Genomic DNA, 12,322 nt, shown 5'->3' with positions numbered 1-12,322 from the left:
GTTCCGATCCAGCGGAACACGTAGAGTTCTTAGGACGCCCGATTGTGGCCGATGCCGACAGCAGACCGAAAAATCGTCATTGCTCCAGCTTCGGCTGACCGCCCGCCCGCTAACGCACGGTCACGGATCCCCTGTCACGTCTTCGAGATCGCGCTGCGTCGTTCGAGTGCAGTCTTGCGGATGATGTCGGCGATTTCCGGACTGCTGCTGGAGAGCAACTGGAAATCAGCCGAATGGAGAGACAGCAGCGAGACCTCAGTTGCGGCGCTGACGGTCGCTGAGCGCGGTTCGCCGCTGATCAGCGCCATCTCGCCGAAGAAGGCGCCGGGCCCCAGTTCTACCGGCTTCGGCGTGGCAATGTCGACGCTGCCCTCGACGATGAAGAACATCTCGTCGCCGGCGTCGCCCTTGCGGCAGATCACGGATCCGGCTGGGACGATGCGCGGCCGCAGCGCTCGCACGATCTCGACCAGCGCACCCGGGCCAAGTTTCTGGAACAGCGGCACGGCTGCAACCATCTGCCAGTTGCGGACAAAGTCCCTGCGACGGAGCTCTTCGAAGAAGCCGGTGGCGAGAATACCGGCCCAGAGCGCAAAAATGCCGATGCCGCACATCATGACCAGTCCGGACAACACGCGCCCGGCAAAGCTTTGAGGGAAAGCGTCACCATAGCCGGTGGTCGACAGCGTGACCACCGCCCACCACATGGCAAGGGGGATGCTCCCGAACTTGTCCGGCTGGACGTCGCGCTCGATCAGGTAGCCGGCGAAGGCCGCAGCGAACAGGATGATGCCGAAGACCGAGGTGACGCCGATCAAATTGCGCGCCTCTTTGGCGAGGACCTTGCCCAACAGGCTGAAGAAGGCCGAGCCACGCAGCGGCTTCAGCAGCCAGACGGCACAGTAGAGGCTCTGGTCGCGCGTGTCGGCGAGCAGGAACGCGCTGAGGGGCACGAAGACAGCCAGCACATCGATGACGATCCCCGGCATCCCGTCGCGGCTGCCCGACACCCGTTGCCGATTCAGTGTTCCGATCAACTGCAGGACATAGATCGCCCATATGCCGGTGAGCAGGACCTCAAGAGCGAGCCTGCTCCGTGGAGCGATGTCGGGTGTCGTGAGCGCGGCGACCGCCATCAGCCCCACCACCGCGAGCAGCGCGTTGAGCGGCGCAGAAATCTTCGAGAAAGGCAGTGCCGACATTCGACGTCCCAGCCCGGCTTACCATCATCTATTATTAGAATGCATTCAGGTAAGGCGCAAAGGGACTGACGAGGACGTCCTGCCTTCATAGAATGCAGGGCCGCGTGGCCCCCTGCGGGGCGATAGGGGTCGGGAAGCGATCAGGTGGGATCTCTTTCGTAGGTCCTCACGCCTGGCGGCAGTCGAACCCAGCGATGCCGGCGGCACTCATAGACCGAATCCTGCGGGGGCGGAAAGCTCGGGTCGGCAAAGGCGCCGACGGCGACGCCAACGGATGATTGTTCGTAGCCTTCCTCGGTGTGGAACAGGTTTGTCCCGCAAACGGGACAGAAGCGAAATCGGAATTTCGCGCCCTGGTCGCCGGTGCGCCCATATTCAGTTGCGGTGCCGGTGACCTTGTAAGGTGCCGCGAAGCTGGCGAGTGCCGCAAACACGCTACCTGTCCGACGCTGGCAGGCGAAGCAGTGGCAAAGACCGACGCCGAGCGGATCGCCCTCAACCTCGATGCTCAACTGGCCGCAGCAACAGGAGGCTATTCGAGACGGCACTGAGTATCACCTCGCAGGACGCCGTTGATGATCTCCGTCGGAGTGAGTCCCCGATTCGTTCCTCAGATTATCTGCTCAGTCGTCGTGATCAAAGTAGCGGCGCCATTCTCCTTCGCTGCCATGGCGTCCGTCTCGATATGTCCGGCGAAAGACGCGGCGTTCGCAATAGCCGTCTTCGCAATAGGTATCGACGACCCGCTCGTTCAGGACCCCGTTGTTCGACGAACTGTTCGAACTTGTGTTCGACGATTGACTGCCGGCCTCGGCCATTCCGGTTGTCATTGCAGCGGCGGCAAGCAGAAATGGCAGGATACGCATGGCTTCCTCCTTCACTCCCACCACACTGGGCCGTCGAGCCTGAACCTCCACTGAACGATGGACATGTGGACGTCCGTTTGGCAGGCCTCACGGAATCGCGAAGATGCTGATCTCATTGGCGATGCCGCGCAGAGTGACGTTGTGCGACATCGGGCTCAGGCCCCGATCGGAAAGCAGGCCGGAGGCACGCGGGTCGTCGAGAACCGAGCCGGTGGCGAAGATCTCGCGCGAGGTGGCGAGATGCTGGACGCGCGAGGCGATGTTGACGGTCTGGCCGAAATAGTCCTGCCGTTCGTTGAGGTTGACCGCGATGCACGGCCCTTCGTGGATGCCGATCTTCAGGAGCAGGTCCTCGCTGCCGCGTTCGTCGTTCAGCATGCGCATGGCGTCCCGCATCCGCATGGCCGCGGCAACTGCGCGGTCCGGCGTCGGGAAGGTCGCCATTACCGCATCGCCGATCGTCTTGACGACGGCGCCGGCCTCGGTCGCGACAATCTCGTTCAGGACCCGGAAATGCGCCCGCACGAGGTCGAACGCCGCCAGGTCGCCGACGCGCTCGTAGAGCTCGGTCGAACCGCGCAGGTCGGTGAACAGGAAGGTGAGGCTGGTGATCTTCAGCCTCTGGTCGACGTCGAGCATGTCGGTGCGGTAGATGTCACGGAAGGTCTGATTGGAGAGCAGTCGCTTGGCTGTCAGGAACTGCCGGCGGCGGCCGAGCATCGCGTGCAGCGCCTCGTTGGCGATGCAGACCGAGGGAAGGGTGCGGACCTCTGCATGGTTCTCCACCTGAATGCGGAGCGGGCCTGGCTGCATGTTCAGCGTTTCGGCATGGCGGTGTGCGCGGTCGAAAACGAGCGCAAGGTTCCGCCGTTCCTTCGTCGGCTCGCCTTTGACGTCCAGGAATTGCGCCGCGTGCGTCACCGGCTCGAAGACGATGATGAATTCCGCCGGAAGCTGCAGCGAGATGATCGCCTTTTCGCCCGGCGGCAGTTCCAGTGTCTCGATGATGAACTCGTCGAATTTCTCCTCGTAGTCGTCCTCCGGCAGGTCGATGCCGGAGCCCCAGTACATCTGGCGCAAATATTCGATCGCAGGCAGTTCATGCGGATTGTGGGCTTCGATGTGGCGGACCCGCGGAGTAACCGTGAAGGTCACCTCAACCATCTCGTCGAGCGTCGGCTCGTAGCCGGCGGCACACAGCGCGCAGGTATATTCGGTGCTTTGCACCGTCTTCAGCGAGGTATTGGCATCGAGCACTCCGCCGCAGCCCGGGCAGAGCACGTTCCAGGAAAGTTCGAAAATGCCGAGCCGCGAGGCATGCAGGAAGCCCGCGATTGAGTCTTCCTCATCGAGCCCCTCGGAGGCGGCAAAGGCGAGTGCATTGATGCGGCAGAGCCTGTGGCCCGGCGCATCCCGAACGAGCCGCTCGAAGGCATCGGCGACCTCCGGCTTCGCAGACTGGCGCAGCACTTCGAATAGAGTCTGAGCTTCACCCATGGCGGCATTCTATACGGAAATCGCCGGGCGGTCAGGCGATTTGTCTTTGCGCGCGTGCTGCATCTTCTTAAGAGAGCATGCGGCCATCCGAAGTTATTGCGAAGCGACGCTGTGGGGCGAGTATTTCTGCCGCAGTTCCACGGTTGAAGAGGCGCACAGAGCGGGCAGACACAGCTCCACCCCGCGAAACCTTCATTAACACCCAATAAAGCCTCTTCCCCTACGATGCTCGCGGGGACACTCTTTCACATAGGCGATCAATGTCATTCTTCGGCGTTTCCGGAATGTATTATTCCGGCGAATCCCTTGGCGAGCACCGCATTGTGCTTGCCGAGGACTCCAACTTGTTTTCATCGATGGTCTCGAAGCGACTGAAGGAGTTGTTCGATATCGACGTGATCGTCTGCCGTGATTACGAAGACTTGCAGTTCGCCGTCGAGAATGCATCCTTTCCGGCGTCGCTTGCCATCTCCAACATCAACCTGCCGGGTGCGGAAAACGGCGAGGCGCTGAACTATCTGATCGAAATGAGCGTGCCGACGGTCGTCTTCACCGGCTCCTTCCAGGAGAAGACGCGCGAAGCGATCCTCGCCAAGGACATCGTCGACTACGTCATCAAGGACAGCGTCTTCGCCGTCGACATGCTGGCGGAATCGGTCTGCCGTTTCCTGACAAACCAGAAGCATCACGTGCTGATCGTCGACGACAGCCCGACGGCGCGGGCACTGCTCACCACGCAGTTGAAGCGCTACAATTTCCGCACGAGTTCGGCCGAAAGCGGAGCAGCGGCGCTGGAGATTCTGAAGAAGAATCCCGATATCGCGCTGGTGATCACCGACTACAACATGCCGGATATCGACGGCTTCGAACTGACGCGCCGTATCCGCTCGGCCCATGGCCCGCATCAGTTGCGCATCATCGGCGTTTCATCATCGACCAACCGGTTGCTTTCCGCGCGCTTCCTCAAGGCCGGCGGCAACGACTTCGTCGTTCGCCCCTTCGTCAACGAAGAGTTCTATTGCCGCGTCAACCAGAACCTCGACACTCTGACAAAAATCAAGACACTGAGCGAGCGAGTGAAAATTCCGGCCTGAAACTCGCAAAAATTTTTAAGCAAGCGGTTGAAATTCCATGCTGTTGGTTGATCTGTTAACGAAATTGCAACCGGCAACCCGTTCAATCGCGACAAATAGAAATGGGGAATTTCCCGTATGCGCGCATCTCGCCGAAGGGTGGCTTCGGTCAGCGGCGCGTATGGGCGCTGATGCATATTGGGCCATGGGGGCTCCGTCACAGGAATCAGTTCGCAGAGGCAAGGAGCCTCGGCGTCGCTGCGTCGAGCGGATGGAGTTGCCGAAGGGGATGGGGTTGCAGGGATCGTGAGATTGCGCCGCGCGTCGGGACGGGCGAACCATGTTCAAAAGCACCGCGACAAGCGTCTGCTGCTCGTCGAGGATTCGCGGATGTTCGCGGCCGCCCTCAAGCACGGGCTGGAGCTCACGCACGGAATAAATGTCGCCCATTGCGCCTCGCTCGCCGCGGTGAAGGCTGAGCTCGCTGCCGCCGCCCAATGGGCATTTTCGCTTGCGGTTCTCGATCTCAACCTGCCCGACGCACCGAACTGCGAGGCATTGGACTTCATCCTCGCGAACAATGTTCCGGCTATCGTCTTCACGGCCGCCTTCAACGACAGGACCCGCGATCAGATCCTCAAGCGAGGTGTCGCCGACTGCATCGTCAAGAATGAGCCGGAGTCGATAGAGCGCCTCATCGCGGCGGTCGACCGGGTCCTTACCAAGGGGCGAACCACGGCGCTGCTCGTCGACTCCTGTGCGGCGTCGCGACAGGAGCTTGCGGGAATCCTGCGCGGAGGGCTGTTCGCGGTGATCGAAACGTCGGAGGCTTGGGAAGCATTGCAGGTGCTGGACCAGGGCGAGGCCATCGACGTCATCGTCACCGATACGGGTCTGGCCGACCTTGCGGGGCTCGCGCTGCTCGAAGAGGTGCGCAAGCGTCAGGGCGAGGATGCCGTACCGATTATCGGCCTGTCGGAACAGGACGACGCGCGCGTGGCGGCGCGCTTCATCGAGGCCGGTGGAGCGGATTTCATCCGCAAGCCTTTCCTCGAGGCTGAATTCAACGGCCGCATTCGGCACGCCGCGCTGCTTCAGAAGCGCATTCAGGCCCTGAAACTCGCGGCGGCCAGCGACTACCTGACGGGAATCTTCAACCGCCGGCATTTCTTCATGACCGGCCCGCGCCTTGTTGATCAGCATCTGAGACGAGGCGAGGGGACCTCGATCGCCGTCCTCGACATCGACCATTTCAAACGCCTCAATGACACTTACGGCCACGAGATCGGCGATCTCGTGCTGAAGCACGTCGCCCGGCAGTTGAAACTGCTGGTGGGCGAGGAGCATCTCCTGGCGCGCTTGGGCGGCGAGGAATTCGGCATTCTTTTCGATAGCCTCGGCGTGCGCGATGCCTTCGCCTTTTGCGAAAAGCTGCGGGCGGAGCTCGCTAAGTTGAAAATCGTCGCGGACGACGAGGAACTGGGGATCACCGTCTCGATCGGGCTCGCAACGATCGAGGCGCCGGAATCTTTCGAGAACTACCTGCACGCAGCCGATCAGTTTCTCTACATGGCGAAACATGCCGGGCGAAACCGCGTCATATCCGAACTGACGCTGCTCGACGCGCTGGCATCGTAAGTACTCCAGCGCCGTGCGTCGGCGCACAAGGGTCGCGGCCGCCTCGCCCTGATCCTAGCGCGCCATTTGCAACGTTAGCTTGCGCTCGGCGCGTTCCTGCTGCGGCGAGCGGTTGTAGAGTTCGCGATAACACTTGGAGAAGTGCGAGGCGGAGACGAAACCGCAGGCGACGGCCACTTCGACCACCGGCATCGACGACTGGATCAGCAAGTGGCGGGCGCGGTCGAGGCGAATTTCCAGGTAGTACCGCGCCGGCGAGCGACCCATCTCCTGGCGGAACAGCCGCTCGATCTGGCGGCGCGACAGGTCGGCACTGTCGGCGATCTCGATGAGCGAGAGCGGCTCGGAAAGGTTCGCCTCCATCAGCTCGATGATCGAGAGGACTTTGGCATTCTGCACGCCGAGGCGGGCGCGCAGTGGAAGCCGCTGGCGGTCATGCGGGCCGCGAACCCGATCGGTCAGGGCTTGCTCGCAGACACGATTGACCAGGCTTTCGCCGAAATCCTGGTCGATCAGGTTCAGCATCATGTCGAGCGATGCGGTGCCGCCAGCGCAGGTATAAATGTTGCTGTCGATCTCGTAGAGGTCGGCATAGACCTCCGCCTGCGGAAAGCTTTCCGCAAAGCCGGGCAGGTTTTCCCAGTGGATCGCGCAGCGCTTGCCCGTCAGCAGGCCGGCGGAGGCGAGCACATGGGCGCCCGTACAGAGGCTGCCGACGGCAATGCCACGATTATAGACCTCGCGCAGCCAGGCATTGACCGACTTGTTCTGGAACTCCTCGACGTAAACGCCCGAACAGACCAGCAACATGGAGGGACGATTTTCGCCCGCCAGGAACTTGCGCTCATCTGCAAGCGACGTGTTGACCTCGAGTGCGATGCCGGCCGAGGAGAAGACCTTCTGGCCATCGGTCGAGGCGAGGCGCCATGTGTAGGCCTCGTAGCCGAGCATACGGTTGGCGATGCGCAGCGTTTCTATCGCCGCGGAAAAGGGCAACATCGAGAAGTTCGGCACCAGAAAGAAGACGAGCGAGCGCTTTTTGGTCAGAGGCTTGTTCATGAGGCTTTCCCATGCTGGACGAGGGTGTCTATTCGTCGCTTGGAATATGTCAATCGGCTTGTCAATTTGCGACATTGACATGGAAAGCCGCGACCGAGAAGAAATTTCGCATTGCGACATGAGTCTACGCGGTGCGAAAACGGCGAAACGTTGTCGATTGTGCAAGAAGCGACGGAATGATTGGCCGGGATGGCGCAAACCGGTAAGGAATGCGCGCAGCGAGGCAGCGTGCCGGCCTGCCGGGCCTTGGTTGCCGTTTTGCCAATTGCGACTTACTCGACATGGGTTCCGCTGATGTCGGTATCTGACAAGATGCCGTTTGGCCCGCCCGCCGCGAGCTTGCAGTCACGCTCAATATAGGGTAGGGGACTATAGTATGTCACACACGATCAGGAACCAGGCGAAGCTCATTGCACGCGTTCGCCGCCTCAAGGGTCAAATGGAGGCGATCGAGCGGGCGCTTGAGGCGCAGCAGCCCTGCGGCGACATCCTCAATCTGGTGGCGTCCGTGCGCGGCGCGGTCCAAGGGCTGACCGCGGAGTTGATCGGGGATCACCTCCGTGAGCACGTGGCGGGCCCGAGCGTCGGAGCGGAACGGGAGCGGGGCGCCGAGGAATTGATCGAGGTCGTCAGGAGATACCTGAAATGAGCGAAGCCAGTCACAACGAGTCCGCACGACTCGGCCATGACCATGTCTTTCTCGGCGATGATCACCGGCGCAACGAGCGCCGTACCTGGTTCGTCATCGCGCTGACGACAGCGACGATGGCGGCAGAGATTGCCGCAGGCACCTTCTATGGCTCGATGGCGCTGGTCGCGGATGGCTGGCATATGTCGACGCATGCCGCCGCCATGCTGATCGCGGCGCTTGCCTATGTCTATGCGCGGCGCAATGCCCGCAATCCGCGCTTCACCTTCGGTACCGGCAAGCTCGGCGATCTCGCCGGCTTTGCAAGCGCGGTCACGCTTGCCCTGATCGCGCTGCTGATTGGTTGGGAGAGCCTGGAGCGGCTCTCCAATCCGATCGCGATCAGCTTCCCGCAAGCGATCTCCGTCGCCGCACTCGGCCTCGCCGTCAATCTCGCCTGTGCCTGGCTGCTTCGGGAAGATCACTCGCATCACCATGGCCATCTTGGCCATGGCGATGAACACCATGGCCAAGAGCACGGCGGAGGCGGCAGACATCATCACGATGATGCGGCCGGACGCGACAACAACCTGCGCGCCGCCTACCTGCATGTGCTGGCGGATGCGCTGACCTCCGTTCTCGCAATTGTCGCGCTGGTCGCCGGAAGCATCAATGGCTGGATATGCCTCGATCCGCTGATGGGACTTGTCGGGGCGCTGGTGATCGCGCGTTGGTCGCTAAGCCTTGTTCGCGACACGGGCAGTGTGCTTGTCGACTACCTTCCTGCCGGCGACCGTTTGCCGGCAGATATCCGCGCCGCGATCGAGAATGATGGTGTCAGGATAACCGACCTGCATGTCTGGCAACTCGGGCCCGGTCATCACGGCGCTATTGTCTCGCTGATGACGCGAAAACCGAAAAGCCCATCGTTCTATCGACACAAACTCGCGCATCTGCGCGAACTTTCGCATGTGACGATCGAAGTGGAGACCGCAACGTGATGGCCGCCGCTCAAGCGACGGCTCGAATGGCCGGCGGATAGAGCCTGCCAATGCACGCCGCCCGAAACTGTGCAGGGGATTCGGGACAACGACATGCATGAAATCAAGGACCTGAGAGCGCGTTTGCGCCGTTCGAATGCGACGCGCTTCAGCCGGCGAACTTGTTGCCGCGTACGGCCGTTCGCTGGTGCACATTCAGGAGAGGCGAACGCACCCGGATGTATCGCCGCGCCGTGAGGCGCAGAAGCACCTTCAGGTGCTCCTTGCCGCCATAGCCGACGAATGGAGCGAAGGGTGCCATGGTGGCGCCTCGCTCGGCCGGATAGAGACGCGCGAACTCGGCAAAGTTCGTGAAGCCTTCGTAGTTGCTGTCTTTAAGCAGGAAGGTCTCGACTGGAGCGTTCTCAGCGAGGATCACTTCGTGCGTGGCTAGCACGATTTGGAAGTATTCGATCCTGTCGGTCCTTGTTGGAAGGGCGGGTACGATCGAAGTTCCGTTGACAAGGTCGCCGGCTCTGATGAGCACGCCATCGATGAACAGGGCGTGACCGCGTGTGACATAAAGCTCCTGGCTGGGTGAGTTTTCGTCCAGGGCGGAGGGCGCAATGCGGATCGGCACCACCGCCTCGCTCCAGGTCGGGCCGCTTCGGTGATAGAGATGACGACCGATCCACTTGATCGGCAGTGCTTCGCCGCGAACCGTCTCGACGAGATCGCCGATGCGAATATCCTCTACGCAGACTTCGCCCTTCGGGGTCTTGATCCCCGTGCCGCGGAGCAGGCACAGGGGGCCACCATCCGGATTGCCGTGGCCGTCGCGGCCCCTTCCACCAGGCTCTACCGCCCGCTTATGCCTTTGGGACGAAAGAAATGTCGCGGCAAAGGCGCCCATTGCGGCAATTCCCGCACCCGCAGCGGCCGCCAAGCCGAGGAAATGACGCCGCGCTCTGTCGGTTTGTGGGCGTCGGGTTCTCTTGGGCATCAGAGGTATCTCCCAAGTTCTCTGGACGGATTCCAGATCCTTATTTTCCGCCGAATTGTGGCTTGCCGAAAATTTGCCCATTCGGTCTTGTCCATACGACAAGGACGGTAATTCTCGGGCGGAAGGGGGAGGCGCCCCATGCTTTTGGAGAAGAGGAGAACTCCTGGTCGGATGAGCAAACGCGCCCAAAACATAAAGGGCATTCCGTTTGCGGGAATGCCCTTCAGAGTCTCATCGCGCGGTAAATGCCGGGAGGATGGCATTTCGAACAGTTGTTCATTGTTCCGTCTTGTGCACCGCGTCATCGACGGCCGGAAAGCCGATATCCTTCAACGTGTCGTAAGAAAGGTTTTCCAGAATGCGCTCGTTGCGGTGCCGCTTCCAGGCGGCCCAAGCGCGGGCGCGCAGGCTGAAGAAGCCGGGCAAAGCGGCGAGGCTCTGGCTCGATGACGAAGTGATGTGTTGGTTTGTAGACATTGCTGGTTCCTTCTGAGCTTTTCAAAAGGTCGCGACCATGTGTCACTTATGCCGCAACCTGATTGATCAATCAAACGAATATGCTTGATGTTTTTCATCAAACTCCGTGATCTGTTTCTGGTCACCTAATCGCTTGTATCAGGCGCCACAATCACCTTCCGTTCCGCGTGTAACAGGTCGTCTCGGACCCGTGTCGGCAGTTTCGCCAATTGCCGCCGGGTTTCCACCCGGTTTCGGGCGACGTTGGTTGCGCGCCTTCTGTTGGCGAGCCTCTCGAGAAGTTGCCTTGCCCGCGACAGCATCGCGAGAACGAAATCGCCGTCGTCGCCCGCCTGGCGAATGACGCCATGGTGGTGCGGATTGCGTGCCTCCGCGCCCTTGTCGAGGGCGGGAATACGGTTGATCCGTCGTGTTGAAGCGGGGTTGTCGATCGCCAATGTCAGTGCGGTCATGACCTTGCTCCTTTGCGTTGCGGGGGTGAAGCTCACGCCCTCTTGCTCCTTGCGAACTTGACTATCGCGCCGATGTGATGTTCAATCAAACGAAATGAAATTAAGTTATCTTTCAGATTTTCTGAATGAGGACGCGCCATGAACATGATACTGCGCCACGCGCTTCCGCTCCTCGAGATGGATGTGCTGAAGACCTTTGTCGCCATTGCGGAAACGGGCAATTTCACGACTGCGGCCGAAGCCGTATACCGGACGCCTTCCGCTGTTTCGATGCAGATCAAGAAGCTCGAGGAGACGCTGGGCTGCACGCTTTTCCTGCGTGACGCGCGGTCGGTCTCGTTGACGCCGAAGGGCGAATTGCTGCTCGGCTTCGCGCGCCGGCTCTTGTCGCTCAACAATGAAACGGTGTCTCGCTTCCTGCTGCCCGACATGAACGGCGTCGTCCGCGTCGGCGCGCCGGAGGACGTCGGCGAGCGTATCCTGCCGGAAGTGCTGAAGCGCTTTGCCGAAACCTACCCGAATGTCACGGTCGATGTGTCGATCGGCATGAGCAACGCCATGCGCAAGCGCGTCGACGAGCACAGGCTCGACATCGCCATCTACAACAGCCTGTCCGACGAAGCGTCCAAGGACGGCGAAATCCTCATGCAGGAAAAGCTGGTCTGGGCCAGCGCCAGGTGCGGCAACGCGCATCTGCGCGATCCCTTGCCGGTCTCCATGTGGGAGGATGGCTGCGTATGGCGCGCCGATGCGGTCGAGAAACTGTCGCGGGCGGGCCGCAAGTTTCGGGTTGCGTTCCTGAGCGCCTACACGACGGGCCAGCGGGCCGCGGTGCTCGCCGGCCTCGCGATCGCACCGCTGCCGCGCTATCTCGTCCAGGGCGAGATGGTGCAACTCGGAGAGCGCGACGGCCTGCCGGATCTCGGCCATTACGACATTGGCCTCAAGGTCATCGAGGACGCGCCTGCGCCGGTTCTGGCGGTTGCAGATCATGTGCGCGATGCCTTTGCCGAGCTTCAGATGCAGTCGGCGCGGGTGGCCGCACCCGTCTAGGCCGACTCTGGTAAGCTGCAAAGGTGCGGTTCAGATCCGTTTGACGTTCATAAGTGTTTGCTTATAATAAGCCATGACTTATGAAGATAGGCTCTTTGCGGCACTGGCCGACCCGACCCGTCGCGGCATTTTCGAACGCCTTGGAGAACGTCGACGGTCGGTTGCCGAGCTGGCGCGCGCCGTTCCCGTGTCGCAACCGGCGATCTCGCAGCACCTGAAAGTCTTGAAGGAAGCGCGTCTCGTTCGCGACGAAGCCGTGGGCGCCCGACGCATCTATTCCATCGATCCGGCCGGGCTCGGACAGCTACGGCAGTGGCTGGATCGTTTCTGGAGGGAACAGCTTGCCGCATTCGAATCCGCCGTCGAGGCGGAAAGGCGCGAGTAACCGGGAGAA

General features: G+C 61.2%; 14 protein-coding genes. 6 read left to right on the top strand and 8 right to left on the bottom strand.

From position 1 onward, the window contains the following. Positions 1 to 134 precede the first annotated feature (134 nt). The 4 genes from RHIBR816_RS0129045 to RHIBR816_RS0129030 form a co-directional block, all read right to left on the bottom strand. On the bottom strand, positions 135 to 1,202 hold the full coding sequence (locus RHIBR816_RS0129045) for a cyclic nucleotide-binding domain-containing protein (protein ID WP_018240098.1): 1,068 nt from the start codon (positions 1,200 to 1,202) through the stop codon (positions 135 to 137). A 140-nt stretch (positions 1,203 to 1,342) separates the two neighbouring features. After that, complete coding sequence (locus RHIBR816_RS0129040) at positions 1,343 to 1,714, bottom strand: GFA family protein (protein ID WP_018240097.1); 372 nt, start codon at positions 1,712 to 1,714, stop codon at positions 1,343 to 1,345. A 111-nt stretch (positions 1,715 to 1,825) separates the two neighbouring features. After that, entirely contained in the window at positions 1,826 to 2,068 is a 243-nt protein-coding gene (locus tag RHIBR816_RS0129035; RefSeq protein ID WP_018240096.1) for a hypothetical protein, read from the bottom strand. An 87-nt stretch (positions 2,069 to 2,155) separates the two neighbouring features. After that, positions 2,156 to 3,565, bottom strand: coding sequence for an adenylate/guanylate cyclase domain-containing protein (locus tag RHIBR816_RS0129030; RefSeq protein ID WP_018240095.1), 1,410 nt, complete (start codon positions 3,563 to 3,565; stop codon positions 2,156 to 2,158). A 260-nt stretch (positions 3,566 to 3,825) separates the two neighbouring features. On the opposite strand from RHIBR816_RS0129030, the gene RHIBR816_RS0129025 reads away from it, so the two are divergent. Together RHIBR816_RS0129025 and RHIBR816_RS0129020 are read left to right on the top strand one after the other, a co-directional pair. Next, positions 3,826 to 4,659 (top strand): response regulator, encoded by an 834-nt coding sequence (locus RHIBR816_RS0129025; RefSeq protein ID WP_018240094.1) that lies wholly within the window; start codon positions 3,826 to 3,828, stop codon positions 4,657 to 4,659. Between the two features lie 285 nt (positions 4,660 to 4,944). After that, entirely contained in the window at positions 4,945 to 6,276 is a 1,332-nt protein-coding gene (locus tag RHIBR816_RS0129020) for a diguanylate cyclase (RefSeq protein WP_026187546.1), read from the top strand. 54 nt (positions 6,277 to 6,330) lie between these two features. Here the strand turns inward: RHIBR816_RS0129020 and RHIBR816_RS0129015 are convergent, their stop codons facing one another. Further along, a complete protein-coding gene (locus RHIBR816_RS0129015; protein WP_018240092.1) occupies positions 6,331 to 7,335 on the bottom strand; it encodes a GlxA family transcriptional regulator in 1,005 nt (334 codons plus the stop codon). 376 nt (positions 7,336 to 7,711) lie between these two features. On the opposite strand from RHIBR816_RS0129015, the gene RHIBR816_RS0129010 reads away from it, so the two are divergent. After that, positions 7,712 to 7,984: a metal/formaldehyde-sensitive transcriptional repressor gene (locus RHIBR816_RS0129010; RefSeq protein WP_018240091.1), complete on the top strand. Its 273-nt coding sequence runs from the start codon at positions 7,712 to 7,714 to the stop codon at positions 7,982 to 7,984. After that, positions 7,981 to 8,964, top strand: a complete 984-nt coding sequence (gene dmeF / locus RHIBR816_RS0129005) for a CDF family Co(II)/Ni(II) efflux transporter DmeF (RefSeq protein ID WP_018240090.1) — start codon at positions 7,981 to 7,983, stop codon at positions 8,962 to 8,964. The genes RHIBR816_RS0129010 and dmeF overlap by 4 nt, the downstream gene beginning before the upstream one ends. A 148-nt stretch (positions 8,965 to 9,112) precedes the next feature. Here the strand turns inward: dmeF and RHIBR816_RS0129000 are convergent, their stop codons facing one another. The 3 genes from RHIBR816_RS0129000 to RHIBR816_RS0128990 form a co-directional block, all read right to left on the bottom strand. After that, positions 9,113 to 9,946, bottom strand: a complete 834-nt coding sequence (locus RHIBR816_RS0129000) for a Hint domain-containing protein (protein WP_026187545.1) — start codon at positions 9,944 to 9,946, stop codon at positions 9,113 to 9,115. A gap of 276 nt (positions 9,947 to 10,222) precedes the next feature. Continuing rightward, positions 10,223 to 10,423 carry a hypothetical protein gene (locus RHIBR816_RS0128995; protein WP_018240088.1) on the bottom strand — a complete coding sequence of 67 codons (201 nt, stop codon included), beginning with the start codon at positions 10,421 to 10,423 and terminating at the stop codon, positions 10,223 to 10,225. Between the two features lie 125 nt (positions 10,424 to 10,548). Beyond that, complete coding sequence (locus RHIBR816_RS0128990) at positions 10,549 to 10,875, bottom strand: hypothetical protein (RefSeq protein WP_018240087.1); 327 nt, start codon at positions 10,873 to 10,875, stop codon at positions 10,549 to 10,551. A 138-nt stretch (positions 10,876 to 11,013) separates the two neighbouring features. Between RHIBR816_RS0128990 and RHIBR816_RS0128985 the strand changes: the two genes are divergently transcribed. Next, positions 11,014 to 11,928: a LysR substrate-binding domain-containing protein gene (locus RHIBR816_RS0128985; RefSeq protein ID WP_018240086.1), complete on the top strand. Its 915-nt coding sequence runs from the start codon at positions 11,014 to 11,016 to the stop codon at positions 11,926 to 11,928. A 73-nt stretch (positions 11,929 to 12,001) separates the two neighbouring features. Further along, a complete protein-coding gene (locus tag RHIBR816_RS0128980; protein WP_018240085.1) occupies positions 12,002 to 12,313 on the top strand; it encodes a helix-turn-helix transcriptional regulator in 312 nt (103 codons plus the stop codon). Positions 12,314 to 12,322: the final 9 nt, after the last annotated feature.

It is taken from the genome of Ensifer sp. BR816 (assembly GCF_000378985.1).
In the GTDB taxonomy this organism is placed as follows: Bacteria; Pseudomonadota; Alphaproteobacteria; order Rhizobiales; family Rhizobiaceae; genus Sinorhizobium.
The sequence above is the reverse complement of the archived record's forward strand: the minus strand, read 5'-3'. Positions and strand labels throughout refer to the sequence as shown.

What these genes read in the sequence shown, in the direction of transcription:
- RHIBR816_RS0129045 (WP_018240098.1), bottom strand. Translation starts at nt 1,202, where the DNA reads ATGTCGGCACTGCCTTTCTCGAAGATTTCTGCGCCGCTCAACGCGCTG.
- RHIBR816_RS0129035 (WP_018240096.1), bottom strand. Translation starts at nt 2,068, where the DNA reads ATGCGTATCCTGCCATTTCTGCTTGCCGCCGCTGCAATGACAACCGGA.
- RHIBR816_RS0129030 (WP_018240095.1), bottom strand. Translation starts at nt 3,565, where the DNA reads ATGGGTGAAGCTCAGACTCTATTCGAAGTGCTGCGCCAGTCTGCGAAG.
- RHIBR816_RS0129025 (WP_018240094.1), top strand. Translation starts at nt 3,826, where the DNA reads ATGTCATTCTTCGGCGTTTCCGGAATGTATTATTCCGGCGAATCCCTT.
- RHIBR816_RS0129015 (WP_018240092.1), bottom strand. Translation starts at nt 7,335, where the DNA reads ATGAACAAGCCTCTGACCAAAAAGCGCTCGCTCGTCTTCTTTCTGGTG.
- RHIBR816_RS0129010 (WP_018240091.1), top strand. Translation starts at nt 7,712, where the DNA reads ATGTCACACACGATCAGGAACCAGGCGAAGCTCATTGCACGCGTTCGC.
- dmeF (WP_018240090.1), top strand. Translation starts at nt 7,981, where the DNA reads ATGAGCGAAGCCAGTCACAACGAGTCCGCACGACTCGGCCATGACCAT.
- RHIBR816_RS0129000 (WP_026187545.1), bottom strand. Translation starts at nt 9,946, where the DNA reads ATGCCCAAGAGAACCCGACGCCCACAAACCGACAGAGCGCGGCGTCAT.
- RHIBR816_RS0128995 (WP_018240088.1), bottom strand. Translation starts at nt 10,423, where the DNA reads ATGTCTACAAACCAACACATCACTTCGTCATCGAGCCAGAGCCTCGCC.
- RHIBR816_RS0128990 (WP_018240087.1), bottom strand. Translation starts at nt 10,875, where the DNA reads ATGACCGCACTGACATTGGCGATCGACAACCCCGCTTCAACACGACGG.
- RHIBR816_RS0128985 (WP_018240086.1), top strand. Translation starts at nt 11,014, where the DNA reads ATGAACATGATACTGCGCCACGCGCTTCCGCTCCTCGAGATGGATGTG.
- RHIBR816_RS0128980 (WP_018240085.1), top strand. Translation starts at nt 12,002, where the DNA reads ATGACTTATGAAGATAGGCTCTTTGCGGCACTGGCCGACCCGACCCGT.